General features: G+C 62.2%; 32 protein-coding genes. 10 read left to right on the top strand and 22 right to left on the bottom strand.

Translation table 11 applies throughout. The features are described 5' to 3' along the window. Positions 1-208: 208 nt before the first annotated feature. From U5K31_06910 to U5K31_06925, 4 genes are all read right to left on the bottom strand, one after another. The gene (locus U5K31_06910; protein ID MDZ7772451.1) at positions 209-655 is read right to left on the bottom strand and encodes a hypothetical protein; all 447 of its coding nucleotides are present in this window, start codon (positions 653-655) and stop codon (positions 209-211) included. Beyond that, complete coding sequence (locus U5K31_06915) at positions 652-1,395, bottom strand: DUF5916 domain-containing protein (protein MDZ7772452.1); 744 nt, start codon at positions 1,393-1,395, stop codon at positions 652-654. The genes U5K31_06910 and U5K31_06915 overlap by 4 nt, the downstream gene beginning before the upstream one ends. Then, positions 1,365-1,967, bottom strand: coding sequence for a carbohydrate binding family 9 domain-containing protein (locus U5K31_06920; protein ID MDZ7772453.1), 603 nt, complete (start codon positions 1,965-1,967; stop codon positions 1,365-1,367). The genes U5K31_06915 and U5K31_06920 overlap by 31 nt, the downstream gene beginning before the upstream one ends. Positions 1,968-2,360: 393 nt before the next feature. Beyond that, positions 2,361-2,510: a hypothetical protein gene (locus U5K31_06925; protein MDZ7772454.1), complete on the bottom strand. Its 150-nt coding sequence runs from the start codon at positions 2,508-2,510 to the stop codon at positions 2,361-2,363. On the opposite strand from U5K31_06925, the gene U5K31_06930 reads away from it, so the two are divergent. Together U5K31_06930 and U5K31_06935 are read left to right on the top strand one after the other, a co-directional pair. Continuing rightward, positions 2,482-2,802 (top strand): PHB depolymerase family esterase, encoded by a 321-nt coding sequence (locus U5K31_06930; protein MDZ7772455.1) that lies wholly within the window; start codon positions 2,482-2,484, stop codon positions 2,800-2,802. The genes U5K31_06925 and U5K31_06930 overlap by 29 nt on opposite strands. Positions 2,803-2,922: 120 nt before the next feature. Then, positions 2,923-3,135, top strand: a complete 213-nt coding sequence (locus U5K31_06935) for a hypothetical protein (protein ID MDZ7772456.1) — start codon at positions 2,923-2,925, stop codon at positions 3,133-3,135. A 205-nt stretch (positions 3,136-3,340) separates the two neighbouring features. Here U5K31_06935 and U5K31_06940 read toward each other — a convergent pair whose 3' ends face one another. The 4 genes from U5K31_06940 to U5K31_06955 form a co-directional block, all read right to left on the bottom strand. Next, entirely contained in the window at positions 3,341-3,670 is a 330-nt protein-coding gene (locus U5K31_06940; GenBank protein MDZ7772457.1) for a LytTR family DNA-binding domain-containing protein, read from the bottom strand. After that, a complete protein-coding gene (locus tag U5K31_06945; GenBank protein ID MDZ7772458.1) occupies positions 3,667-3,831 on the bottom strand; it encodes a hypothetical protein in 165 nt (54 codons plus the stop codon). The genes U5K31_06940 and U5K31_06945 overlap by 4 nt, the downstream gene beginning before the upstream one ends. Positions 3,832-3,967: 136 nt before the next feature. After that, positions 3,968-4,108, bottom strand: a complete 141-nt coding sequence (locus U5K31_06950) for a response regulator (protein ID MDZ7772459.1) — start codon at positions 4,106-4,108, stop codon at positions 3,968-3,970. Positions 4,109-4,209: 101 nt separating this feature from the next. Next, a complete protein-coding gene (locus U5K31_06955; protein MDZ7772460.1) occupies positions 4,210-4,722 on the bottom strand; it encodes a histidine kinase in 513 nt (170 codons plus the stop codon). Here U5K31_06955 and U5K31_06960 point away from each other — a divergent pair. Further along, entirely contained in the window at positions 4,657-4,842 is a 186-nt protein-coding gene (locus U5K31_06960; protein ID MDZ7772461.1) for a hypothetical protein, read from the top strand. The two genes, U5K31_06955 and U5K31_06960, sit on opposite strands and share 66 nt — an antisense overlap. A 19-nt stretch (positions 4,843-4,861) precedes the next feature. Beyond that, positions 4,862-5,170 (top strand): hypothetical protein, encoded by a 309-nt coding sequence (locus U5K31_06965; protein MDZ7772462.1) that lies wholly within the window; start codon positions 4,862-4,864, stop codon positions 5,168-5,170. On the opposite strand, the gene U5K31_06970 is transcribed toward U5K31_06965, so the two are convergent. Together U5K31_06970 and U5K31_06975 are read right to left on the bottom strand one after the other, a co-directional pair. Further along, complete coding sequence (locus U5K31_06970; GenBank protein MDZ7772463.1) at positions 5,155-5,523, bottom strand: hypothetical protein; 369 nt, start codon at positions 5,521-5,523, stop codon at positions 5,155-5,157. The genes U5K31_06965 and U5K31_06970 overlap by 16 nt on opposite strands. Beyond that, positions 5,520-6,386: a hypothetical protein gene (locus tag U5K31_06975; protein MDZ7772464.1), complete on the bottom strand. Its 867-nt coding sequence runs from the start codon at positions 6,384-6,386 to the stop codon at positions 5,520-5,522. Before U5K31_06975 ends, U5K31_06970 begins: the two co-directional genes overlap by 4 nt. A gap of 852 nt (positions 6,387-7,238) precedes the next feature. Here U5K31_06975 and U5K31_06980 point away from each other — a divergent pair. Both U5K31_06980 and U5K31_06985 read left to right on the top strand, forming a co-directional pair. Further along, entirely contained in the window at positions 7,239-7,574 is a 336-nt protein-coding gene (locus U5K31_06980; protein MDZ7772465.1) for a hypothetical protein, read from the top strand. A gap of 174 nt (positions 7,575-7,748) precedes the next feature. Beyond that, positions 7,749-8,180, top strand: coding sequence for a hypothetical protein (locus U5K31_06985; GenBank protein MDZ7772466.1), 432 nt, complete (start codon positions 7,749-7,751; stop codon positions 8,178-8,180). A gap of 36 nt (positions 8,181-8,216) precedes the next feature. Here U5K31_06985 and U5K31_06990 read toward each other — a convergent pair whose 3' ends face one another. After that, entirely contained in the window at positions 8,217-8,738 is a 522-nt protein-coding gene (locus U5K31_06990; protein ID MDZ7772467.1) for a hypothetical protein, read from the bottom strand. 207 nt (positions 8,739-8,945) lie between these two features. Further along, entirely contained in the window at positions 8,946-9,089 is a 144-nt protein-coding gene (locus tag U5K31_06995; GenBank protein ID MDZ7772468.1) for a hypothetical protein, read from the bottom strand. Between the two features lie 221 nt (positions 9,090-9,310). Between U5K31_06995 and U5K31_07000 the strand changes: the two genes are divergently transcribed. Continuing rightward, entirely contained in the window at positions 9,311-9,520 is a 210-nt protein-coding gene (locus U5K31_07000) for a cold-shock protein (GenBank protein ID MDZ7772469.1), read from the top strand. Between the two features lie 51 nt (positions 9,521-9,571). Here the strand turns inward: U5K31_07000 and U5K31_07005 are convergent, their stop codons facing one another. From U5K31_07005 to U5K31_07025, 5 genes are all read right to left on the bottom strand, one after another. Further along, positions 9,572-10,057, bottom strand: a complete 486-nt coding sequence (locus U5K31_07005; protein MDZ7772470.1) for a Rid family detoxifying hydrolase — start codon at positions 10,055-10,057, stop codon at positions 9,572-9,574. Then, entirely contained in the window at positions 10,054-11,364 is a 1,311-nt protein-coding gene (locus U5K31_07010; protein MDZ7772471.1) for an aminotransferase class V-fold PLP-dependent enzyme, read from the bottom strand. The genes U5K31_07005 and U5K31_07010 overlap by 4 nt, the downstream gene beginning before the upstream one ends. A 159-nt stretch (positions 11,365-11,523) precedes the next feature. Beyond that, entirely contained in the window at positions 11,524-11,964 is a 441-nt protein-coding gene (locus tag U5K31_07015) for a SufE family protein (protein ID MDZ7772472.1), read from the bottom strand. A gap of 83 nt (positions 11,965-12,047) precedes the next feature. Then, complete coding sequence (locus U5K31_07020; GenBank protein MDZ7772473.1) at positions 12,048-13,304, bottom strand: PAS domain S-box protein; 1,257 nt, start codon at positions 13,302-13,304, stop codon at positions 12,048-12,050. 181 nt (positions 13,305-13,485) lie between these two features. Beyond that, the gene (locus U5K31_07025; protein MDZ7772474.1) at positions 13,486-14,649 is read right to left on the bottom strand and encodes an acyl-CoA dehydrogenase; all 1,164 of its coding nucleotides are present in this window, start codon (positions 14,647-14,649) and stop codon (positions 13,486-13,488) included. A gap of 195 nt (positions 14,650-14,844) precedes the next feature. Between U5K31_07025 and U5K31_07030 the strand changes: the two genes are divergently transcribed. The 3 genes from U5K31_07030 to meaB are packed head-to-tail and all read left to right on the top strand — an operon-like array spanning position 14,845 to position 20,103. Continuing rightward, positions 14,845-16,830, top strand: coding sequence for a methylmalonyl-CoA mutase family protein (locus U5K31_07030; GenBank protein ID MDZ7772475.1), 1,986 nt, complete (start codon positions 14,845-14,847; stop codon positions 16,828-16,830). Between the two features lie 16 nt (positions 16,831-16,846). Continuing rightward, the gene (scpA, locus tag U5K31_07035) at positions 16,847-19,018 is read left to right on the top strand and encodes a methylmalonyl-CoA mutase (protein ID MDZ7772476.1); all 2,172 of its coding nucleotides are present in this window, start codon (positions 16,847-16,849) and stop codon (positions 19,016-19,018) included. Continuing rightward, positions 19,015-20,103 (top strand): methylmalonyl Co-A mutase-associated GTPase MeaB, encoded by a 1,089-nt coding sequence (meaB, locus tag U5K31_07040; GenBank protein ID MDZ7772477.1) that lies wholly within the window; start codon positions 19,015-19,017, stop codon positions 20,101-20,103. Before scpA ends, meaB begins: the two co-directional genes overlap by 4 nt. On the opposite strand, the gene U5K31_07045 is transcribed toward meaB, so the two are convergent. The 5 genes from U5K31_07045 to U5K31_07065 form a co-directional block, all read right to left on the bottom strand. After that, complete coding sequence (locus tag U5K31_07045) at positions 20,085-20,966, bottom strand: DUF4097 family beta strand repeat-containing protein (protein ID MDZ7772478.1); 882 nt, start codon at positions 20,964-20,966, stop codon at positions 20,085-20,087. The two genes, meaB and U5K31_07045, sit on opposite strands and share 19 nt — an antisense overlap. A 60-nt stretch (positions 20,967-21,026) precedes the next feature. Then, positions 21,027-21,842, bottom strand: a complete 816-nt coding sequence (gene cdaA, locus U5K31_07050) for a diadenylate cyclase CdaA (protein MDZ7772479.1) — start codon at positions 21,840-21,842, stop codon at positions 21,027-21,029. Positions 21,843-21,859: 17 nt separating this feature from the next. Continuing rightward, complete coding sequence (gene folP / locus U5K31_07055; protein MDZ7772480.1) at positions 21,860-22,714, bottom strand: dihydropteroate synthase; 855 nt, start codon at positions 22,712-22,714, stop codon at positions 21,860-21,862. Between the two features lie 6 nt (positions 22,715-22,720). Then, positions 22,721-23,059 carry a DUF3470 domain-containing protein gene (locus U5K31_07060; GenBank protein ID MDZ7772481.1) on the bottom strand — a complete coding sequence of 113 codons (339 nt, stop codon included), beginning with the start codon at positions 23,057-23,059 and terminating at the stop codon, positions 22,721-22,723. Between the two features lie 78 nt (positions 23,060-23,137). Next, on the bottom strand, positions 23,138-24,391 hold the full coding sequence (locus U5K31_07065; protein MDZ7772482.1) for an ectonucleotide pyrophosphatase/phosphodiesterase: 1,254 nt from the start codon (positions 24,389-24,391) through the stop codon (positions 23,138-23,140). Between the last annotated feature and the right edge of the window lie 96 nt (positions 24,392-24,487).

The following is a 24,487-nucleotide window of genomic DNA, read 5'->3' on the forward strand; positions in this document are numbered from 1 at the left end:
GTTCGATTTCGAGCACGGCCAGTAGATCGCGCCCCTCCCCCGAAATGTTGCAGCGCGCCCTGAGGTTGGCGGCCACCAGCTCGGCCACCGCCCTGCTGCTACTGCACGAAGGCGCTGGCCGACAGCCGGCGGTTCGCTGCGGCCTCGGTGCGCAGCCGTACAATATGGGCGTCATAGGACTGTCCCCGGTCCGGAAAGCGCAGGGCGGCTATGGCGAGGCGCAGGTGCGGCCCAGCTCAAGGTGCTCAATCGATGCATTCCAGACCGGTTCAACCGATACGCCCGAGCGATGCCCGTCGTAAAAGGAACCCGCGTTGACCGACAGGTTGGCGCGCAGCAGCCGGTCAGGTGCCATCTGGTAGCGTGCCTGCCCGTCCAGAAAACGATACTCCCCGGCAGATACCTCGGTGCCCGGCAGGAAGGAGACATCCCGCAGAAGATCTTTAACACCCTCCAGGTTGAGTAGCTCCGCCCCCGACATCATGGACAGCCGGCCCGAAAGCTCCAGGCTGCCTGTCTCCAGGCTCCCGTCGGGATTGCGGTAGTAGGACGATCCCGAGAGACCCGCCTGCCAGCGCCGGAGGCCCTCACCCTGCTCCAACAGGCGGGCGAAATTGGCCGAAAATCCGCCCGAGGTGAAATCCCTTCGCCTCACAAAGCCCACCCCCGGATCGAAATTGCGCCCGGACCGGGCGAAGGAGGACCGAATAGAAGAAACCATCGCTGCGCCGGTTGGACGAGTCCACCCGCAGGAAACCGGTGTCGCCGGGTCGCCCCGCTGTCCGCCCGGTCAGCCCGTCGTAAAACGCTCTGCGCGGCATCTGGATCGTGGCGTAGTCGTTGCCGGTCACCCTCACCAGTCCGTCTATGCCGTAAGCCACGTTGTGCCCGGCCTCGGAGAGGCGGCTTGTGAGCATGCCGCCCAGGTAGGAATTTTCGTTGAACACCCTGCGCTTGAGGCGCGACGCGCACGAAGCTCTCCGAGGGCAGGTTCTCGCTGTCGGCCGTTTGCATGTTGATAAGACCCAGGTCCATTCCCGTGCGCCCGGTGAGGCGGCCTCCGCCCCAGATGCGGATGGGACGCCCCCCGGCATCCAGTCCGATGCGCCGGCTGAAAAAGAGCTGGTCCCTGCCTCCCAGGTCGAAGCTGAAAATGGAGGCGCGCTCCTGGAAAAACTGGCGCTTCTCAGGAAAAAAGAGGGGAAAGCGGGTGAGATTGACCTGCTGGTTGTCGGCCTCCACCTGGGCAAAATCGGTGTTGAAGGTGGCGTCCAGCGTGAGGTTGGAGCTCAGGTTATACTTCACGTCGAAGCCCGCCTCCCGGGTAACGTCGTTGGAGGCCTCCCACGCGTCGGAGGTGGCGTTCAGTTCAGACTGGCGCTCCACACCGCCCACGGGTCAGGCTTCAGGTAAAGGGGACGGCGGCTCTCCACGCCTTCCAGCACCACGTCGCGGGCCTGGGAGGGTTTGGCGAAAGCCAGTGCCCATTCAGGCGGGATGGGAGGATAGATATGGCGGCGCACGCCTTTTGAGAGGTATCGGTAAGTGATGAAGCCAATCTCGGCCCTCCCGTCGCGCACCTGCAGGCCGATGCTGGAGAAGGGTATGCGCATCTCGGCAAACCATCCCTCGGGGGTGCGGGTGGTCTCCACTTCCCAGTGGGTGTTCCAGGTATCGTTCATGGGCCTGCCCGAGGAGAAGTCCGCGTCGTTGGAGATGGCCATGTCGACACGCACCCCGGCGGGATTGGTGATAAACCAGAGGGCGTTTTCGTTGTCGTTGAACGGATCCACCACCAGCGCAAAGATGTCGTCCTCGCTGTATCCGTCACGGGAGAGGGTATTCACGCGGATGTCGGAGGGATTCGAGGTATAGAGTTCTCCGGCCACATAGAGGTTATGGTTGTCGTAGGCCACGCGGATAAGGGTCTTGTCGGACATCTCGCCGCGGTAAACCGGCTCGAACATGACCAGGGGAGGGATTGATGCGGCGCCAGGCGTCCTCTTCGATTTTTCCGTTCGATGGTCGCCGGCCCGCTGAGCCGGGGTATGGGATTCTTCACGGTTTCTGCGGACTGACCAAAAATTGCCCGGGGCAGCAGTGCCAGCAGCACGGCTGCACGAACGATCGTTCTGGTGTGGCCAAACATAAGCTTTGCGATAGGAGGTTTTACTGCGAAGCTAAATAAAAGCAATCGCGGGAAGAGATGCAGAGCAGGTTGAAGGCGATGCGCGTCACGCCCTTCATCCCTGTCATGTGCCTGTTCATCCCGGCCGTCTCGGGTCTCGCTCTCAAATTCCTGCATGCATGCAGGAATTCGGGCATGCTCCGTCGAGCGGTAACCCATCTGACTTACCAACTCAACTCCAGACCGGACCTCCATGACACGTCCCCTTCTCGGTATCCTGCTGCTGTCCCTTCTCTCCTTCTCCTCCTGCAAGCTGCTGGGTGGAAACGACAGCGGCGGGGAGGGGAGCGGCCGTGCGCCCGACGACGGGCTGGTCCGCCACTCGGTGGTGGTGGACGGCACCACACGCACCTCCTGGGTATCCTCCCGGGAGCCCACCGGAAGACCCCATGCCCCTGGTGATGATGTTTCACGGGGCCCACGGCAGCGGCAAGGGCATGAGCCAGGGTATTCACTTCAACCGCCTGGCCGAAGAACACGGCCTGGTCGTGGCCTACCCCGACGCCGAAGTCGGCAACTGGGCTGGAAGGCTGCGGCTGCAACAACGCCGACCGTCTCGGGATCAAGGATATGGCCTTTGTAGAGAAGATGATCGTGGCCATGACCCGCAATGAAGCGGTGGACGACAAGCGAATCTACGGGGTGGGCTTTTCGCAGGGGGGACTTTTGCCAGCCGGCTGGCCTGCGAGGCCAGCGACCGCTTCCGGGTATCGTGGTGGTCGGCCAACATGTCGGTGCCCTTCTCAGAGCTGCTCCCCCGGGAGCCGGTGGCCATGCGCTTTATCCAGGGTACGGCGGACGAGATCCTTCCCTACGGGGGTACCGACAATGGGACCCTCTCCCTGCTGTCGGCGCCCGAAGCCGTGCGGTTTTGGGCGGCGAAGAACGGTGTGGAACCATACCGGGGAGGCGGCCTGGCGGCCGAATGGGGAACGTGGTTGGGTTAAAATCAACCGCTACCGGGATCCTGAGGGCAATCCGCGCCGATTCGCGGAGCTGCTGAGCGTCTACATGCAGGGTCACCGCTGGATCAGCAACCCTGGGTCGACTCCAACGAGGAGATCCTGGAAATGGTGCAGAATCACTGAAAGGCAGGCAACGGCAGCCACCTGCGCCATGCCGTTTCGCCTCCTTCCACCTGTTCCCGCCCGTCTAATCCTGGCCCAGCCAGGACTTGAGCTCAGGTGTGCGTCTGCGGCTTATCACCACCTGGTCTTCCCCGTCGGGATCCGGCACCAGGTTGACGGTGACCTGTCCCTTGAAATAGGACTCCAGCTCGCTGATGGCGTCGAGGCTGGCGATAAACTGCCGGTTCAGCCGGAAAAACTGCCGCGGGTCGAGCAGACCCTCCAGCTCCGTGAGGGTATAGTCCACCACGTATTTTCTGCCTTCGTGGGTTACCAGCATGACCAGCTTGTCGCTGGCCTGGAAGTAGGCCACTTCCCGGTCGTTGACGGGAAGCAGGCGCTGGCCCAGCTTCACCAGGAAACGGCGTTTTTGTACCGGGTCTGGTTGAGAAGATTTTTGGAGAAGATAAACGGCCGGGTCTCGATCGTGGAAGCCTGCATGCGGCGCAGCTTGGCCAGGGATCCCTCCACCTTGTCCCGGGATAGGGGCTTGACCAGGTAATCCACGCTGTTCATCTCAAAAGCCTTCAGGGCGTATTCGTCGTAGGCGGTAGTGAAGATAATGGGCTGACGTTGTGCTCCAGGTACCTGCAGGCGTGCTGGGAGCAGGAGCCGTCAGGAGAGCTCAATGTCCATGAAGATCAGGTCGGGGTTATCCCGGCGGATGATTCCGGCCGGCCTCCCGGCCCGTTTCCACGGCAGCTATAACGTCTGCAGAGGGCTCGAGTTCTTCCACGATATTTCTCAGCTGGCGCTGCGCGGGAGCCTCGTCTTCACAGATCAGAATACGCATGGTCTCAGTAGGTTAGCAGTGGTACGCGTACGGTAAAAGTGCCATTCTCCTTTTCGATCATAACAGGCCGGTGGGTCAGGAAGGTATAGCGCTGCCGTATGTTATTCAGTCCGAATCCCACGCCACCGGTTTTCCCATTCTTGGGTCGCAGCGTGTTCTCCACCACCGAAGTATTCGCCCTCTCCACAGTAAAGCCGGGATGTGCAGGGGTTCCTGCAGGGAGAGCTTGTTATGGCGGATGGCGTTCTCCACCAGGATCTGAAGGGTGGCCGGCGGTAGTCGGAATAGCCCCCGGTCCCGCTCTCCTCAATACTGCATTCGAGCTGCTCCTCATAACGTATGCCCAGCAGAAAAAGATAATCCCGTATGAAACTGAGCTCGTCCTCCAGCCGGATCACCTCCTCCTGGCGGGTGTTCAGAACATAGCGGTAAATGACACCCAGCTTCTCCAGGTAGCGCTGGGCCAGCTCGGGATCCTCGTCAATAAGCGCGTTGAGCACGTTAAAGTTGTTGAACAGGAAATAGGGGATCTTACCTGGGAACGCAGCATGCCCAGTTTGGCCTTCACGTTCTCCTTCTCCAGCGCCTGGCTGCGAAGGATCGATTCCTTCCAACCCGCCACCAGGGTGCCTGCGTTCACGAAAACCGCCTGCAGCAGCGAGAAAAGAATCGCAAAAAGCGTGTATTCGATGACCCCGGGCCACCACACCTCCATCCCCCACACCACCCGGTAGAGCAGGTAAGCAAAGGGGAATGACCACCAGGGGGGTGACCGCAACGGTGAGCGCCAGCTCCAGTCCCAGCCGCGTGCGCGGCCTTCTTTTCCAGGGGAGCCGGCGGTCCAGGTCACGGGACTGGGACTGGTGGAATCCGAAGAGCAGTGCCAGGGTGCGAGACCATCAACGAGTACTCTGCGTGCGCGTACAGGGTCATGCCCTCGAACTCATAGCCCCGGATGAGAAAGAGCAGGCTGTAGGAGGGCAGCGCCAGCAGGAGACTGATCAGCAGGCGATTGCGCCGGGAATTGATATGGAGCATGTCCATGCTCATCGGATGTCGTAGCGGTGAATACGGGCCGGGGGCCAGCCATCCTCATGGGGACGGCGATCGTCCCCGTAGTACCCCCAGGGACTGTTAACAATGTAGTATACACTCTTTTGATGAACAATGCCTGTGGTTGGCTCCCCGTAGGATTCCAGGGCCCGGTCCAGTGCCACCCGGATGCCTTCCACGGCCGTTCCGGCGCCGGGATCCACTTCCGACATGCGCATGGGATGGGTGCCGTTCTGGATGGTGTAGAGCCTGCCCTCATGCCAGGCCGGGCCGTCGGTGCCCTTGAGAAGGTAATGTTCCCCCGGGAACAGGGGCTCCGGAGCACTCCCCTCCGCCGCCCGCAGGCGATAGATTCCCGTCAAGTAGTCGGCTGCATAGAGCGTGCCGGTTCGCCCGTCCAGGGCCAGACCCTGCAGGTTGCCGAATTCCTCGTGGCGAACCAGGGTATCCAGTCCGGCATCCCCCGGTAAAAGGCGCCATATGACGGGCTGCCGGCCGTCGGAAAGGAAGACGGTGCCGTCCACGCCGATCTCCAGGTCGCCGAATGGTGCCTCCCGGGCAGCTCATGGACGGCGGTCACCTCCCCCTTCCGCAGGTCCACTTCCAGGAGTGCGGAACGGCCCTCAAGCGAGTCGTTCCAGCCGGCGAATTCAGACACGGCCGATGTCGCCACCCAGAGCCGTGTGGTATCTCGTGGATCAACCTCCAGGGCAAAGGCCGACCAGAAGCCGTATTCCTCTAGGCGGACGACCTCCCGCAGCGTCTGTCCGAGGCTGTCGAAAGCCACCACGCGTCCCCGCCGAATGTCCCCCGCCAGGAATGCCCCGTCAAGAGGCGACCAGGCCAGGGCTTCCGCATGGAATTGCTCCTCCCCCAGGGTCGCGTAGGGCCGGCTGGACTGCAGGGTTCTATTTTGTGCCCTTACCGCAGCGAGGAGATTGCGGTAGGCCGGATGTTCCCGCAGCCCGGCGAAATCCGGATCTTCCGCAAAAGCGGAGTCGGCATAGAGGCGGCTGCGGGCGGCCAGCGTTTCCAGGGCGCGGCCATGCTCGCCGCGCAGAGCCAGGGCGGCGGCCAGGTTATAGCTCAGCACGGGGTGCCAGGGCCGCAGGGAGTCGGCCCGTCCGGACGCCCGGTAGAAAGCCTCGGTGTCGCCCTTCCGGTAGGCCTCCACGCTCTCCCGGTGATCAGTCTCCCGCGTCTTTCTGCGCCCGGGCGGGATCACACGACGCTTCCCAGAAGGAGCAGAAGAAGGAGAACAGGCAGCATGGAGAGGGCGCGGAGAGAGCCCCGCTTCAGGAGATGACGATAACGAGTCATGGCCGGGTGCTGTATGCGTTGGGATGGTGGCTACCAAGGTAGCCAAAGACGCGCCCGTGCGGAGAGATGCCAGGGACCTGAATCGACACCTGGGACCTCCAAGGCCCGACTGGTTTCCGGACCGGAGCCGTATACGCTGCCGCGCCGGAGACCCCGCTCAGAAAAGGGAAAATGCGTTCCCCTAGAATCCGCCGGCGCCGGCGCAAAATCGCGGAAATCATAACCTCCCATGATCACGAAGACCCGTCTTTCCTGCCTGTACTATTCCGGGCCAGCCCTGCTCCTGCTGGTCCTGGCATGCTCTGGCGCAGGTGCCCGCGCACGCCCGGCCTTCCCGGGCGGGGCCCGGGGTGGTGTCGGGGACAGCCTGCTGAGCGACGCCGATCCCTCCCCAGGCCCACGCCATTTTCCTGCCCTCCGGCTACCGGCCGGATCGCAGCTGGCCGGTGCTCTTCCTCATGGACCCGAGGGGCCGTGCCCTGGTACCCCTGCAGCGCTTCCGTCCCGTGGCCGACTCCCTGGGCTACATCATGGTCAGCTGTCGGAATACCATGAGCGACGGTCCCGACGAGCCCAACGTACAGGCCCTTAACGCCATGCTGGCTGACGCGGCGGCCACCTGGTCGGTGGACGCCCGCCGCTACTACCCTGGTCGGGTTTTCAGGGCACCGCCCGCCTCTCCTGGTCTGTATGCCTACCGAGATACCCCGCAACGTGGCGGGGGTGATCGGGGTTGGGGCGGGGCACCGCCCATGGAATGGTGCCGGCAGCCCAGGTTCAGATGGAGGGCAAGCCCTTCGCCTTCTACGGGGGCGGCGGCTTCCACGATTTCAACTACCTGGAGATGGTGGAGCTGGAAACGCACCTGGGAGCTGCTCACCTTCAACCACAAGATGGTTCTGCCCGGGTCCCCACGCCCTGGCCCAACCGGCAGCGCCTGTACGACGACGCCCTGCGCTGGATGCACCTGCAGGCCATGAGGACTGGAAGCATAGAAACCGACACCGCTTTTGTGCGCCGTTACTACGCCTCCAGCCTGCGGCAGATCCGGGCCTCGCCCGACATCCGGGAGTCAAGGGCCTGCAGGACCTGATGCGCTCCTTCGAGGGACTGGTGGAGCATCCGGACACGGTGCGTGACCGCTACCGCCGCCTGGAGAGATCGCGGGACTTCCGGCGCCTTCGCGACCGCATCGGCGAGCTCATAGGTAGCTACCGCGACTACAACGTCCGGGCCTCCGGCCTGCTGGAAGGTCTTTTGGAAAGAAATGGAAACACTGCCCAGCGCCGGTGCGTTGCTGCGGCGCCTCGATGTGAAGGAGCTTCAGGCAGAGGCGGAGGACAGTACCGATGCCTATGGCGCCCGGGCCGCCCGCGTGAAGCTGGAGCTGGCCTACGTGAAAGCTTCCTTCTACGTTCCGCGAGAGGCCCTGCGCCGGGGAAAAGCCCGGCGGGCACTGCTTTCCCTGGAGGTGGCCGAGGGCATCCTCGGGCACGCTCGGTGCCCGGCTATTCCGGGCGATGGCCCACCATGCGCTGGGCGAGCGGGAACACGCCATGGAGAACCTGGAAGAGCTTCTGCAGTCAGGAGTTCCGCCCGCCTACCTGGAGAGCATGGCGCAGCTGGAGGAGCTCCGGGACGATCCGGACTTCAAGGCGCTGATGAAGCGCTACCGCGGGAGAACCGCGACAGGCCGTGACCGCCGGTGGAGCGAGACGGTCCGCGGCGAATCGCTTCAGGCATTGCTGTACGTTTCGCTGGCCAGCTTTTCGACCACGGGTTTTTTCTCCTGCGGGTTGCCCACCCGGATAGCGTCGGTCAGGGCCAGCAGGTTGTAGAGGCGCGGGTCCTGCTCGCAGGCCCGAGGCACGGTGTGATAGAGTGGATTTACCGAAGCCCCCTTGACGCCTGCGCTGCCCCCCGGCCATACGTAGGGGAGATCCAGTACGAACTCGTCCTTGAGCAGCTCGCACGAGTGCGCCGTGGGCATGCCGCGGGTGAGGCGACCCGGCTCCACCGGATAGACGTAGCGAAGCCCGTAGACCAGGAACTCCAGCAGCCGGTCGCGCGCCACCTCTCGCTTGTTCTTCTCGATCAGCCCCGCCTGCATGGATCGGTAGACCGACTCGCTCACCTCGGAATTGCTGAGCTGAATCTCCCGGGCGATGTCTTTGAAATACCAGTCGCGTCCGCTAAAAGATATCATCTTCAGCATCACAATGACGTCCTGGGGACGCATGCCTTTGTGTTCCTTCATGGAGAAGACCCCTATTTGCAATTTGCAAAATGCATGATTGGCGAAATTTACCAAAGTTGCAAATTTAAATGGCAGAAAGGGCGTGAGGGCGCAGGCGTCTGTCAAGACACCTCCGAGAGCTTGCGCTCAAGGAAGCGTCGGTTGAAGCCGTTGTGAGTATGCCGCAGCACCGGGCATCCCCGGGCCAGTTCGGCGGCCTGATCCAGGCTATCGGCCATGAGGAAATAGTAGCCACTGACCAGCTCCTTCGATCCAGCGCTGGTGCACCTCGATCTCCTTCTGCATCTCTTCCGGCGAGTACTCCTCGTAGATGCTCTGGTCTTCAAACAGTATCAACATATATTTTTCCATGTTAAGGAGAAATTGGTTTAGGGTTGCATCGTATGAACAATCGTGCGAGACTAAAGGAGACAATTAGTACTGTGAACGGCCGCACCCCCCGTAAGGGCTTGTATAGTAGGTAATCCAAAAAAAATATACTATAATTAAGCGTTCGGATGCCCTGAAAACCACTCAGGGAGTGTTCCCGGCACTTTAAGTAGCACAGGAAGTCAAAATTGGAGACCAAGACAATGGCAGAACGAGAAGTCGGAACCGTCAAGTGGTTCCACAACGGTAAAGGGTATGGGTTCATCACGCGCGAGGAAGGCGAGGATATTTTCGTTCACTTCAGCGAGGTCCAGATGGAAGGATACAAGAAACTGGAGGAAGGCCAGGAAGTGGAATTCACAGTGGCTGAAGGCGAAAAAGGTCTTCAGGCGCAGGAAGTCATTCCAATCTAGTATACGGAAAATCTTCACAGAGGCGTTTCGCCGGCCGGCGAAACGCCTTTTCTATTTTACGGCGGTCATCTTGATCTCCAGGAGGGCGTCTCGCGGTATGCGCGATACCTCCGTGACGGCACGCGCCGGACGATAGCCCTCGAAGTACTCCGCATAAATCTTGTTAAAGGCCTCGTAGTGGCCCATGTCGGCCAGGTAGACCTCCACCGACACCACGTCTTCAAAGCCGAAGCCCCCCGCTTCGCATACCGCCTGCAGATTTCGGAAAACCTGGCGCGCCTGGGCCTCCATGCCTTCGCCGGCCAGCTCGCCCGTCTCCGGAACCAGGCCGATCTGCCCGGCCAGGTAGAGTGTGTTGCCCGCGATAACGCCCTGCGAATAGGGGCCGATGGCTTCAGGCGCCCGGTCGGTCTCCACTACGGTTTTGGGAGTGGCCTCTCCGACGCGCGGTTCGCCCTGTCCGGGCAGCTTGATCAGCAGCAGCCACAGCAACGCACCGAGCAGAAGGAATCCCACCACATAGTGCCAGCGCCTCATGGCCCACCCCCCGGAAGCCCGTGGTTGGCCGCCGCAAGCATATGGTCCACAAACCGATCCAGCTCTTCCAGGGTGGTATAGACATTGGGCGTGACCCGTATGCCCTGGAACTGCTCATGGCTTATGGGCGTGGAGAGGATGCGGTAGTTGCGCCACAGGTGATTGCGAAGCTGCCCGGGCGGAATGCCGTCGATCTCCACGTTGGCCAGGGCGCAGTAGTATTTCGGATCGCGGCTGGTATGGAAACGGATGCGGTCGTGGTCTTCCAGGGCGTTCATCCAGTAGTCGGTCAGGTAGCGCAGGCGCGCCTCCTTGCGCGCGGGCCCGATGGTCTGGTGGAAGGTGAGAGCCTCGCCGGTGCCCAGGTAGTTGGCGGCCGGGTGGGTACCGATCTCCTCGAATTTGCGGATGTCATCATCCATGGTGTCGGGCGCCGCCATCAGCGGCCAGAGGTCGGCGACCCTCTCCCTGCGTACGTAGAGCATGCCGGTACCGTGGGGCGCCAGCAACCACTTGTGGAGGCTGGTGGCATAATAGTCGCAGCCCAGGTCTTCCAGCGTGAAGTCCATATGGGCAAAAGCATGGGCCCCGTCCACAATCACGGGAATGTCGTAGCCGCGCGCCATCTCCACCACCTTCTTGACCGGCAGGATCTGCCCGGTCAGATTGATGACGTGGCATAGGAGGATGAGCCTAGTATCCGGGGTGATGTTGCGCTCGAAACGCCGCACGATCTCCTCGTCGTCCTCGGCCGGAACGGGAATGCTGAACTGACGCAGCCGGATTCCCTCGCGACGCTCCCGCTGTTTGAAGGTGGTGATCATGCGGGGATAGTCCTGGTCGGTCGTGAGCACCTCGTCACCCTCCTGCAGGTCAAAGCCGAACTGGCAGATCTGCAGGCCTTCTGAGGCGTTGCGGGTCTGTGCGATCTCCCCGGCTTCGCAGCCGAAGGCCCGTGCCAGCCGCTGGCGCACCCCCTCTCGCTGGGGCTCCAGGATGTCCCACATGGTGTAAACCGGCGCCTCGTTGGAGTAGTCCAGATCGCGCTTCATGGCCTCCTGCACGATGGAAGGGGCCGGGCTTACACCCCCGTTATTCAGGTTGATCATGCTGCGGTCCACCGTAAAGGCCTGCTGCACCTCATGCCAAAGCGTCTCGTCGGCCGCGGCCTCGCGCGGCGTGCCGCCGTAGCCGGAGAGTTCCTGCCGCAGTTCCCGCGCGCGGCCGGTGTCCCACAGCCCGGCGCCGGTAAGCAGGGCCCCGGTTGCCGCTCCCGCCTGTTTGAGAAAAGTTCTTCGGTCTGCCATATCCATCCTTTTTGGAGTTGCCGGTTAGCTGGCTTCCGGAATCGAACGCCGTACCTGCATCGAGACGTGCGGTTCCCTTCCTAGATTTAGCGATTGGCGCGGACTTTATCAAATGGCGATAGCGCCGGCACCGGCGTGCCGCGTGGAGTCGGGCGTTGGTCAGGCCCCGGCTTCCTTCTCCATCTTGGTACGATAGGCCATGGCGTAGATTTTCATCTGCTTGACCATCGAAGCCAGGCCGTTGGAGCGGGTGGGGGAAAGGTGCTCCTGCATGCCAATCCTGCGAATAAATTCGGGGTCGGTGCCCATGATGGTTTCGGGCCGCCGGCCCGAGTAGAAGCGGACCATCAGCGCCACGAGACCCTTGGTGATGGCGGCGTCGCTGTCGGCCTCAAAGATCACCCTCCCGTCCTCCAGCCGGGTGTGCAGCCATACCTGCGACTGGCAGCCGCGTACGAGGTTATCCTCCACCTTGTGCTTTTCGTCCAGGATGGGCAGCTGCCTGCCGAGCTCGATGATGTGCTTGTAGCGCTCGGTCCAGTCGCTGAGGGCTGTAAACTCCCGGACGATCTCCTCTTGTATGTCCTGTATGTCATTCATGGGATGGAATGTCGGGCCTTAACCCCGAAAGGTACAAAGAATTCCGGGGGCGTGTAAGTGCGGCAGGGCGACGGATATTCCTTTCAACTCCCTCCGGCCGAGGCTTCCTCCGGCTTGAGGCTGACCGCTCCCCGAAGCCTGATACCGCCGTTTTCACCGGAGGCCTTGCAGTAATCAATAACCTGAATATACTCGCCGCCGCGGTTTTGTATGCGATACTGGCAGGTGGTGCTGCCCCCGGAGACCGAGTTCCTCAGGAAACGGCAGACCTTCTCATAATCGTCTTCATGAACGTACTGCCGGAGGCAGCCTTCGCCCAGGATCTTCTCAGGTGCAAGACCCGTCAGCTCGGGGAATTCCTCGGAAAGGTAGGTGACCACCGGCCGGCCGTCTTCCAGGTAGGCCTCGTAGATAAACTCGGAGGCGCGGTCGAAGATGCGGCTGAAATCCTCATTCCTGCGGTCCAGGGTCTCCATAATGCGTTTGCGGAGGGAGATGTTCTGGACCGTGGCGCGGATGAGGGTCTGGTCGGCCAGCTCGAGTACGCGGGTGCGGCCCTCCACCTGCACCGGCACGCCGCTCTTGTGGCGGACAATGCCCTTGAATTGCTGGCCTTCAAAGATGGAGGGGTCGTCCCGGTCAAACCGCTTTTTCAGGGAATCGTTGAACTTATCGGGAAAAAGTTCCCAGGCCTTGGACTTCTTCAGCTCGTCCTTGGTATACCCTGTTAGTTCCCGGAAGGCCTTGTTGGCCATGACGATATTGCCTTGAACATCCACATCCAGCACCGTGCTTCGGGAGGCCTCGCGCAGGTCGTCAAATTCTGTCTCGGCGTCGATGAGCACGCGCTCGGAGCGCTTGCGCTCGGTTATGTCGTGCTGATAGGACACCCAATGTGTGATATTGCCCTGGCGGTCGGCAAGAGGGTGGATATCCCACTGATTGACGAATTCCGAACCGTCCTTTCGGTAGTTTACGGTCTGTCCAAAAAAGGACTTGCCCTCTTTGAGCCGGCGCTTGAGCTTGTCGAGCACCGCGCGGTCCGTCTTGGGTCCCTGCAGGAGGCGCGGAGTTTTACCGATGACCTCCTTGCGGTCGTAGCCGGTCATCTCGCAGAAACCGTCATTCACGTAGACGATGCGGGGGCCGGGCTCCTCCAAACTGAGCTCGGTAATAAGAATGGAATCGTAATCGCTGCGGATGGCACCTTCGAGCAGATCGAGCCGCGTCTGTGCGGTTTTCCGGGCCTTTTGCTCCTTTTCAAAGAGTTCCCTGAGTTTCCTGTAGGACTTCTCGTCCCTGCTGAGTTCTTTAAGCTCTTTCTGATAGTCGGATGACATAGATATGGCGGTTTATTGATAGCTGCACGTATTGTGTAGACCCTAAGGCCGGCCCTTTACAAATCTGCCGGGATCCGAACCCTACTCGCCAACAACCATTCCTTTGGCTATCATTCCATAACTGCAGCAATTATTGGAACTCCGCATGGCGCCCTTGCATGGCGAAACCTATACGTACCGCCTATTTGAGAAGCAGTTTAGCGATGGTATTGAGCTGCATGTTGGAGGTGCCCTCGTAGATCTTGCCTATCTTGGAATCGCGGTAAAACTTCTCCACAGGGTACTCCTTCACGTAGCCGTAGCCCCCATAGAGATCTACCGCCAGCGAGCTCACGCGCTCGGCTACCTCGGAGGAGTGATACTTGGCCATGGCCGCCTCCTTGAGAAAGTTCTGCCCGTTCTCTTTCATGCGGGCAGCGTTGTAGACCAGCAGGCGCGCCGTCTCAATGTCCACCGCCATTTTTGCCAGCTGGAACTGCACGCCCTGGAAATCAGAAATGGCCCGGCCGAACTGCTCGCGCTCCTGGGTGTAGGCCAGGGCGGCGTCGAGGGCGCCCTGGGCGATGCCCACCATCTGGGCGCCGATACCGATGCGGCCCTCGTTGAGGGTCTCCATGGCCACCTTGTAGCCCTTGCCCACCTCGCCGAGCACGTTCTCTTTGGGCACCCTGCACTCCTCCAGAAGAATTTCACAGGTAGAGCTAGCGCGGATGCCCAGCTTGTTCTCCTTCTTGGAAACCGAAAAGCCCTCCGTATCGCGCTCCACGATAAAGGCGGTGATGCCCTTGTAGCCCGCACCGGGATCGACCGTGGCGAAGACCAGGAAAATGTCGGCTTCCGCGGCATTGGTGATCCACATCTTGGCGCCGTTCAGCACGTAGTCGTCGCCCTCCTCGGCGGCCGTGGTTTTCAGGGCGAAGGCGTCGCTCCCGGAGCCGGCCTCCGACAGGCAGTAGGCGCCCACCTGCTCGTTGGAGAGCCTCGGAAGCCAGTGCTTTTTCTGCTCCTCGCTGCCCCATCGCAGGAAGGCGTTGTTGACCAGGGTGTTCTGCACGTCCATGAACACACCCGCCGAAGCGTCCACCCGCGAGATCTGTTCGATGGCGACGATGGACATGAAAAAGGTGCCGCCCCCGCCCTGGTACTTCTCGGGTACCTCGATGCCCATAAGGCCCATCTCAAAAAACTCCTGCACCAGGTCGGGATCCAGCTTCGCTTTTTCGTCCATCTCCTCCACGCGGGGACGGATGGAGGATTCGGCAAAATCGGCCGCCGCCTCCTGCAGCATCTTCTCGTCTTCGGTCAGTTGGGTGAGGGGCGGCTGAAGTTGGTCAACGTTTTCCATGGGTGGCGTAGATTGTTTCATTGGAAGCATGTTTTCAAAGCGGGGTAATATAGGGAATCGACGCCTTTTTTTCGGCTTTTTCTGTCGCCTCCGGGCGTACCCGAACGCATCCCCCGACCCATTGCGGTGACCGGAAGGCGTTAGTAAAACCCGTATTCCCTCGTTATTTTTTATTCCAACTTAACCACCTTGTCTATGAGCGAGCAGCAGAGCGACTTGTTCCCCGAATTTCCTCCCGTCTCCCGCGAGGCTTGGGAGGAGGTCATCAAAGGCGACCTCAAAGGAGCCGACTATACCGACAAACTGCGCTGGAAGTCAGGTGAGGGCGTAGCACCCCTGCCCTTCTACCGGCGGGAGGACCTTCCGCGGGAAGGACCGCAGACGGTGGACAACAGGCCGGGCTGGTCTCTCGTGGAGGAAATCTACGAGCAGGATCCCGCCGAGGCCAACGACGCCGCGCGCCGCGCCCTCTCCCGCGGAGCCGAGGCCCTGCGTTTCCACTTGCGCCTGGAGACTCTCGACGGGATGTTGGGGGGCGACCAGAGCGGACTGGCCCTGCGCGGACAGGACGACATGGACCGCCTGCTGGAGGAGATAGACCCGCGGAAAACACCCCTGCACTTCGATGCCGCCATCGCCTCCCCCGCTGTGCTGGCCATGGTGCGCAACACCCTGGACCGGCGCGGAACCGATCTCAAGGCGGCACGCCTCACCCTGCTGCACGATCCCGTGTCGTGGGCCCTGGAGCACGGCCGCCTGCCCATGGAGGGCGAGGCGCCCCACCGCTCTTCAGCCGCGCTGCTGGAGGCTGCGGAACAATGGGGACTCGACCGGCTGCGATGCCTCGGCGTGGACGCTCGTATCTACCACCGCGCCGGCGCCAGCGCGGCCCAGGAGCTTGGCTGGGGAGTGGCGGCGGCCGGCGAGTACCTGGCCCATCTGGGCGAAGAGGGCCTGGCACCCGGGGCCGTCGCCCCCCGCATCCATTTCTGCCTCTCCGCGGGCTCTGCCTATTTCATTGAAATGGCCAAATTCCGCGCCCTGCGCCTGCTCTGGCATAATCTCTGCAGGGCATGGGACATCGACCAGCCGCCGCACGCCTTCCTGACCGCCGAGACCTCCTCCTGGAACAAGACCCTCTACGATCCCCACACCAACATGCTGCGCACCACCACCGAGGGCATGTCCGCCGCGCTGGCGGGCGCCGACGCCCTCGTGGTGCAGCCCTATGACGAGTCCATTGGAAGGCCCGACGACTTTTCAAGGCGCATCGCCCGCAACTCCCAGATCATCATGAAAGAGGAGGCGTACCTGGACCGGGTGGCCGATCCCTCGGCGGGTTCCTATTACATAGAGCATCTCACCGAAGAACTGGCCGAAAGAGCCTGGGAACACTTCCGGGAAGTAGAGGCCCAGGGCGGACTGCTGAAGGCGGTGGAAGGGGGCTTCCTTCAGGCCGCCGCCGGGGAGTCCCGCGAGGAGCGCGACCGCGCGGTGGCCTTCGGGAAACGCGTCTTCGTGGGCACCAACCACTACCCCGACCCGGACGGAGAGGCCGGCGAACGGGCTGCCGGCCGGGGGCACCGCACTGTTTCCGTCGCTCCCTCCGAGGAAGCGCCCAAACCGGATCCCGACCGGCTGGTGCCTTCCATGGCGGAGTGCCTGCTCGAGGGCGCCGGCATGGGCGACCTGGCCACCTCCCTTCTGGACGCCGGCCGGCAGAAGATCGCGCCGCTCCGGCCCTACCGCGGCGCCGAGGCCTTCGAGGAGCTTCGCCTGGCCACCGAGGCGGCCGGCCGCGCCCCCTCCGTCCTCACCCTGCCCTTGGGCGACCGCAGGATGCGCAAGGCGCGCTCTTCTTTCGCTGTAAACCTGCTGGGCTGCGCCGGCTATGAAATCGAGGACCCCATCGGCTTCGAATCGGCTGATGAAGCGGTGGAGGCGGTGCGCGATGCGGCTCCCGACGTAGCCGTGCTCTGCAGCTCCGACGAGGCCTACGCCGAGCTGCTGCCCGCGGTAGCGGGGGAGCTTCGTGCCCTGGAAAACCCGCCCCTGCTTGTGCTGGCCGGCAGGCCGGAGACCGTACCTGATCCGGATCTGGCCGACCTGTTCATCCACGCCCGCAGCAACGTACTGCAGACCCTGCGCGAATGTCACCGCAGGCTGGGCATTGCCCCTTAACCGAATACGACCGAGCATGAAGAGACCCGACTTTTCCAAGATCGACCTCGACACCCGGCGAAAGGACGCGCCCGGCCCCGGCGGCCGCAGCAGCGAGGAGTCGCGCGTGGAGATCTGGGAGACCCCGGAGCAGATCCCTGTGAAACCGCGCTTCACGGCCGCTGACCTGAAAGGGGTGCACCACCTGGACTACGCCGCGGGCATCCCTCCCTATCTGCGGGGGCCCTACGCCACTATGTACGCCCTCCGGCCCTGGACCATACGCCAGTACGCCGGCTTCTCCACGGCCGAGGAGTCCAACGCCTTCTACCGCAAAAACCTGGCCCAGGGACAGAAGGGGCTCTCCGTAGCCTTCGACCTGGCTACCCACCGCGGCTACGACTCTGACCATGAGCGGGTGACGGGCGACGTGGGCAAGGCGGGCGTGGCCATCGACTCCGTCCGCGACATGAACATCCTGTTCGACGATATCCCGCTTGACGAGATGTCGGTGTCGATGACCATGAACGGGGCGGTCATCCCGGTCATGGCCTTCTACATCGTCGCTGCCGAGGAGCAGGGTGTGGCACCCGAACAGCTCAAGGGCACCATACAGAACGACATCCTCAAGGAGTTCATGGTGCGCAACACCTACATCTACCCGCCCAAGCCCTCCATGAGGATTATAGGCGACATTTTCGCCTACACTTCCGAGCACATGCCCAAATTCAACTCCATCAGCATCAGCGGCTACCATATGCAGGAGGCCGGGGCCACCTGCGACCTGGAGCTTGCCTATACCCTGGCCGACGGCCTGGAGTACCTGCGCACCGGCATGGAGGCGGGAATTGACATCGACGACTTCGCCCCGCGCATCTCCTTTTTCTGGGCCGTCGGCATGAATCATTTTATGGAAATCGCCAAGATGCGCGCCGCCCGCATGCTCTGGGCCAAGATCGTAAAGCGCTTCGACCCTCAGAACCCCAAGTCGATGTCCCTGCGCACCCACTGCCAGACCTCCGGCTGGAGCCTGACCGAACAGGATCCCTACAACAACGTCACCCGCACAACCATCGAGGCCATGGCGGCGGCACTGGGACACACCCAGTCCCTGCATACCAACGCCCTGGACGAAGCCATCGCCCTGCCGTCCGATTTTTCGGCCCGCATTGCACGCAACACCCAGATCTACCTGCAGCAGGAGACGGGCATCACCCATGCGGTAGACCCGTGGGCCGGCTCCTACTACGTGGAGTACCTGACCGACCGCATCGCCCGCCGCGCCTGGGAGCTTATCGAGGAGGTGGAGGAGCTGGGCGGCATGGCGCAGGCCATCGAGGAAGGGCTCCCCAAGATGCGCATCGAGGAGGCCGCCGCCCGCAAGCAGGCCCGCATCGACAGCGGCAAGGACATCATCGTGGGCGTCAACAAATATACCCTTGACAAAGAAGACCCCATTGACATACTTGAAGTGGACAACACCAGGGTGCGCCGGCAGCAGGTGGAACGGCTGGAAGCCCTGAAGGCCGAACGCAACGACGAAGAGGTCCAACGCGACCTGCGCGAGCTGCGAAGGGTGGCCGAAAGCGGGGAGGGCAACCTGCTGGCCGCCGCCGTGGAGGCCGCCCGCAGCCGGGCCACCCTCGGGGAGATCTCCACGGCCATGGAGGAGGTCTTCGGCCGGTACAAGGCAAACATTCAATCGATCAGCGGCGTGTATTCATCCGAAATAAGCGACGACGAACATTTCCGCAAGGCCCGCGAAAAAGCCGACGCCTTTGCCGACCGCGAGGGACGCCGCCCCCGCATCATGGTGGCCAAGATGGGGCAGGACGGACACGACCGGGGCGCCAAGGTAATCGCCACCAGTTTCGCCGACCTGGGCTTCGACGTGGACATCGGCCCCCTCTTCCAGACCCCGGCCGAGGCCGCAAAGCAGGCCGTGGAAAACGACGTGCACATCCTGGGCGTCTCCAGTCTGGCCGGGGGACACAAAACACTGGTCCCGAAAGTACTCGAGGAACTGGAAAGGCTGGGGCGCGACGACATCCTGGTCATCGTGGGTGGGGTGGTTCCGCGCCAGGACTACGATCATCTCTATGAAAAGGGCGTAGCCGGCATTTTCGGACCCGGCACGGTCATATCCAAGGCCGCCCTGCAGATCCTGCAGGTGCTGATGGACCGCACCGGCGGGGAGGAGCACTCATGAGCGGCGACGAGGGCAACGGAACAGGGCGGCAGCCTCTCCATCAGCAGTCGCCGACCTCCATGGACGCCCGATCTCGGGGAAGCCGGAGAGGGGGACCCGCCCCGAGCTCGGCCGATGACTTCCTGGAGGGCATCCGCCAGGGCGACCGGACCATGCTGAGCCGCGCCATTACCCTTATCGAAAGCACGCGTCCGGGCGACCGGGAGCTGGCTACGGAGATCATCGAGGGTTGCCTCCCCCATACAGGCCAGTCGGTACGGGTGGGCATTACCGGGGTGCCGGGCGTGGGCAAGAGCACCTTCATCGAAGCCCTGGGCAACCACCTTTTGCAACAGGAGGGACGCCGATTGGCGGTGCTGGCCATCGACCCCAGCAGCACCCGCACGAAGGGAAGCATCCTGGGCGACAAGACCCGCATGGAGACCCTGGCCAATCAAGCGGACGCCTTCATCCGCCCTTCCCCGACGGGAGGTTCCCTGGGGGGGGTGGCGCGCAAGACCCGCGAGACGGTCTTTCTGTGCGAGGCGGCAGGCTACGATACGGTATTCATCGAAACCGTGGGGGTGGGCCAGTCGGAAACGGCCGTCCACTCCATGGTAGACTTCTTCCTGCTGCTCATGCTGGCCGGGGCTGGCGACGAGCTGCAGGGCATCAAGCGCGGCATCATGGAGATGGCAGACCTCATTGCCGTCAACAAATCCGACAGCGTCTCCAGCAGCGATCTCACCCGCACGCTGCGCGGATACAAGAACGCCCTTCACCTCTACCCCACGCCCGAGTCGGGCTGGAAGCCGCGGGTCACCACCTGCTCCGCCCTGGAGGGCGAGGGCGTTGCGGAAATTTGGGAGACGGTGGAGGAATACCTCGCCCATTCCCGGGAGAGTGGATGGTTTTCGGAAAAGCGCAGCAGACAGGCCAGGCATTGGATGGAAGAGACGATACGGGGCCGGCTGGAAGACGACTTCTACCGATCGGAAGCAGTCCGTGAGAAACTGGAGGAGGTGGAGCAGGCGGTTCTAGGCGGAGAGATGAGCTCCTCCCGCGCAGCCTCGCTGCTGCTGGAGCGCTACCATACGTCCAGGTAGACCCTCCCGTCGTCGGTCCGCAGGTCCACCCGCGCCGACCCGCCGGACAGTCGCCAGCGGCTGCGGTACTCCTCCTCCTGCAGCTTTTCATAGGCCGATGAGGCCCTCACCGAAGGGTCGTCGTGGTCGACGACGAACTCCCCTCCCCCCTCTGTTACATAGAGATGCAGGTCGCCGTCCTCCGAATCGAAACGATAGCTCCCGTCGTCGGCCAGCGACGTTTCCAGGCGAAGATCCCCGTCGTCGGCGTCGGTGCGGATGTCGGTGAACGCCCCGTTGCGAATGTCAACGTCGCCATCCTCGAAGCGGAGGATCAGCTCGCCGCGTCCCCCGTCCATCTCCAGGTCCCCGTCGTCCAGGGTAAATCGGAAGGAGGAGCCGCCGCAATCCTGCAGCCAGAGATCGCCGTCCTCGGCGTTGATGGCAATGTCACCGTTTATACCCCGAATGGAGTAGTTGTCGTCGTCCCCGTTCAAATCCAGGTTCACCCAGCGCGGGGCCTCGATGGTGATGCGGTAGGTCTCTTCGACGGAGCCCAGGGAGATGTTGAAATCACTCTCCCCGCGGATACGCTCGCGCAGCACCAGGTCGCCGCCGCGCTCCTCGGCCACCATTTCGAAATCGCGGTCGCCACCGATCTGCACGCCCCGTGAGGTACGCCGGTAGTGCACCACCACATGCACGTCGCTGCGATCGGCGCCCCGGATCTCCACCTCCGCATCGTTGCTGTCGAGGACGATGGATCCGCCGGCATCGACCGCGAAGGTCTCGTCCATGTTGAATTCCCGGCTATCCTGGGCGACGGCCGGAAAGGTAACAAGGGCAATGAGCAGGGTGAAAAGCAGTCTTATGCGAGGAGCCATGGGTGAAAGAACCTTGGTTTCGGGTTGTCCGAAACCTGATACGAAGAGGCCGGGCAAATGTTAACCCAGATTTAGCTCCGATTGCGAGGGGGTGAAGGCTACATCATCGTCCTCCATTTTCTGATCGCCCAGGGCCTTGTTCATCTCGGTGCGCAGCTTCTGGATAGTCAGTCCGCTGGTGAGCGAGCTGTTGCGGGCGATGGAGATACGGCCGGTCTCTTCGGAAATAACGATCACGAAGACGTTGTTGGTTTCGGTGATGCCCACCGCCGCCCGGTGACGTGTGCCGAAGACCGAGGAGATGTTCTGGTTCTGGGAGATGGGCAGGTAGCAGCTGGCGGCCACGATGCGGTTGTTACGGATCACCACGGCACCGTCATGCAAAGGCGTGTGCTTGTTGAAGATAGTCTGCAGCAGCTCGCTGTTAACCCGGGCGTCCAGCTTCACGCCCACGTCCACCAGGTCCTGCAGGGAAGAGGCCCGGGCGAAAACAATAAGTGCGCCCGTCTTGGAGTGCGACATGTTGCGAACCGCGTCGATCACCTCATCGATGACCGTCTCGGAGTTCGTGCGCATGAAGAGACGGTCCAGATTGGTGTTCTGGCCCAGGCTGTAGAGCAGCTTGCGGATTTCAGGCTGGAAGATAATGAAGACTGCCAGCACCCCCACGTCCAGGATGCGCCGCAGGATAAAGTTGATGGTGGTGAGTCCCATGGCGCTCACCAGGGCGTTGATGATAATAATAAAAACCAGTCCCACAGCCGCCTGGATGGCAAACGTGCCCCGTATCCACCGATAGAGGTAGAAGAGCACCATGGCGATAATAAGGACTTCGATGAAGTCCTTTACGCCGAATTCCAGGAATCCAATGGGCATCTGGAGAGCGGTAAAGGTTAGGAGGTTAGGGCATTATACACCAAAACGGAATCTTTTGCCGGACGAACGTCGTGCACCCGGATGATGCGCGCCCCTTTGGTCATGGCATGGTAGTGGGCCGCCAGGGTACCGGCCAGGCGGCTGCCGGTCTCCCTTCCGCCCAGGAGCCGGTCGAACATCGATTTACGTGAGGCGCCCACCATCAATGGATAGCCCAAATCCATGAATTTGTCAAATTTAGCCAGGATTTCCAGGTTGTGCTCCAGGGTTTTGCCGAAACCGATGCCGGGATCCAGCACCATCCGCTGCTGCCCCTTCTCCAGGGCGAAGCGGACCTGTCGCTCGAAAAAGGCAAAAATGTCGCCCGTCACGTCGCCGTAGGCGGGTTCGTCCTGCATGGTCTGCGGATCGCCCTGCGCGTGCATAATTATCAGTGCAGCGCCATGGGAGGCCGAAAGTTCCGCCAGCCGCGGCTCGCGGCGGAGTCCACTTACGTCGTTCACAAAATGTACGCCCGCCTGCAGCGCCCGTTCCGCCACGCGGTACTTGGTGGTATCGACGGAGAAAAAAAGGGCCGGAAATCGCGGCAGCGCAGCCTCCAGCACGGGCATGACGCGTCGCAGCTCCTCCTCTTCGTTCACGGGCTCGGCGCCGGGGCGGGTGGACTCCCCACCCACATCGACGATATCGGCCCCTTCCACGGCCATGGCTTCAATGCGGGCGAGAGCATCGGAAGGGTCGTTGTGGCGCCCCCCGTCGGAAAAAGAGTCGGGGGTGACATTCAGGATGCCCATCACCGCCGGCTGGGAGAGATTAAGGCTGCGTCCACGAAGTTCGAAGCGCCGCGGCGGGATGTTCGGAGAGTCAGCCAACGGCGGTCAGTCCCACTCTTCCTGCAGGTGTTCCCGTTTATCCTCCACCTCGGCCCAGTCGTCGGCGTCGGGATTCGTCTCCTTGGTCTCGTTGATAACATACGACGACCAGCTCTCGGCCAGGCGCTCGTTCAGTTCGATATAGTACTCCCACTCCAGGGGCACCTCGTCGTCGGGGTAGATGGCCTCCACCGGGCACTCCGCCACACAGGCGTCGCAGTCGATGCATTCCAGGGGGTCGATGGTCAAAAAGTTGGGACCCTCGCGAAAGGCGTCCACCGGACATACGGCCGCGCAGTTGGTGTACTTGCAGTTGATGCACGGCTCGGTGACGATATAGGCCATCGCTTCGAAGTTCTGCTCTGGTTGAAATTCGGACTAAATATCTCGGCTTCACGCCTTAGATGCAATCTTTTCTGGCCCTCAGCGCGGATCTTTCAGCAGCACGCGGACCGAGTCGGGGCTGCCGTCGTTCGGGGCGGGCTTGGTGCCCATCACCAGGTTCATCAGCTCGTAGAGGTGAATGGCGCCGAAGGCCTCCACCGTGGTGTCGGACCGGAAGGCGGGACCGGTCGCCAGGAAGTACCCCCTCATGGAGGGGAGGGCGTTGTCGTAGCCATGAGTGGCCCCCGGGAGGGAGGCGACAAAATCCCGCCGCCAGTCGCTGCGCAGTACGGTGTAGCCCGGATCGGCCACAAGCACCAGGCCGGTCACCCGCGGGTGCCCGTAGAGCCGGAAACGTTCGGGCAGTTCATTCTTGCGGTAGACCCGAAAGGGTCCCCCGTCGGCCGCCGCGCTCAGCTGCCGGTAGAGGGAGTCCTCCATCCCTTCCTTCGGCTCTATCCACGTCACCGGGTCCCACATCACCCGCTCGGTATGGTCCAGGTCCACGATCTCGTCCAGCACGATGATGCGTTCGGCCGACTGGGCGGTCATCCCGTGGTCGGAGACCACCAGCAGATTGACGCGCCCGGCGAGTCCCTCCTCCCCCAGCCTCTTCATGAGGTAGCCCATCAGCCGGTCGGCCTCGCGGATGGCCGCGCGCAGGGAGTCCGAGGGCACGCCGTAGTCGTGTCCCGCCGCATCGACCAGGTCGAAGTAGAGGGTGGCCAGGTCCGCCGCCTCCTCCCCGGGCAGCGACAGCCATTTGACCACCGTGTCGATGCGCGCCTCGTTGGGCATGCTCCCGTCGTAGCGCTTCCACCAGGTGGGACGCATCTCCTGCACCGGGGCCTCCGAGCCCACCCAGAACATGGTGCCGGCGCGCCCGCCCTGCTTCTCCACCGTATTCCAGATGGGCTCGCCGTCGTACCAGAAGGGGTCCTCCACCGCGCTGCGGTCGGAGATGCGGAACCAGGCCTCACGGCGCGGGTCGTACATGGTATTGGCGATGAGTCCGGTGTGGCCGGGATGAAGCCCCGTGGCGATGCTGTAGTGACCGGGAAAGGTCTTGGTCGGGAAGACCGGGATGAGTCCCCGCGAACGCACGCTCTCGCCTGAAAGGGAGTCAAAAACCGGGGTATCAGCCAGGTCCAGGTAGTCGTGACGGAAACCGTCGAATGAGACCAGCAGCAAGGGCCTGAGTTCAGGCTGGCCGGTAGTTTTGCTGGCATCGGGTCCGGAAGTACAGCCCCCCGCGGTCAGGATCAGGATAAAAAGGAAGATCTGGGTACGCATGGGCAGTGGGTCAAGAGGTATATGATAAAATTACCGGAACGGAAGCAAAACGCCGCTCCATGCCTTTAATATAAAAAAGGGCGGCCCCGATGTGCA

This window comes from Balneolaceae bacterium (assembly GCA_034521445.1).
Classification (GTDB): Bacteria; Bacteroidota; Rhodothermia; order Balneolales; family Balneolaceae; genus JAXHMM01.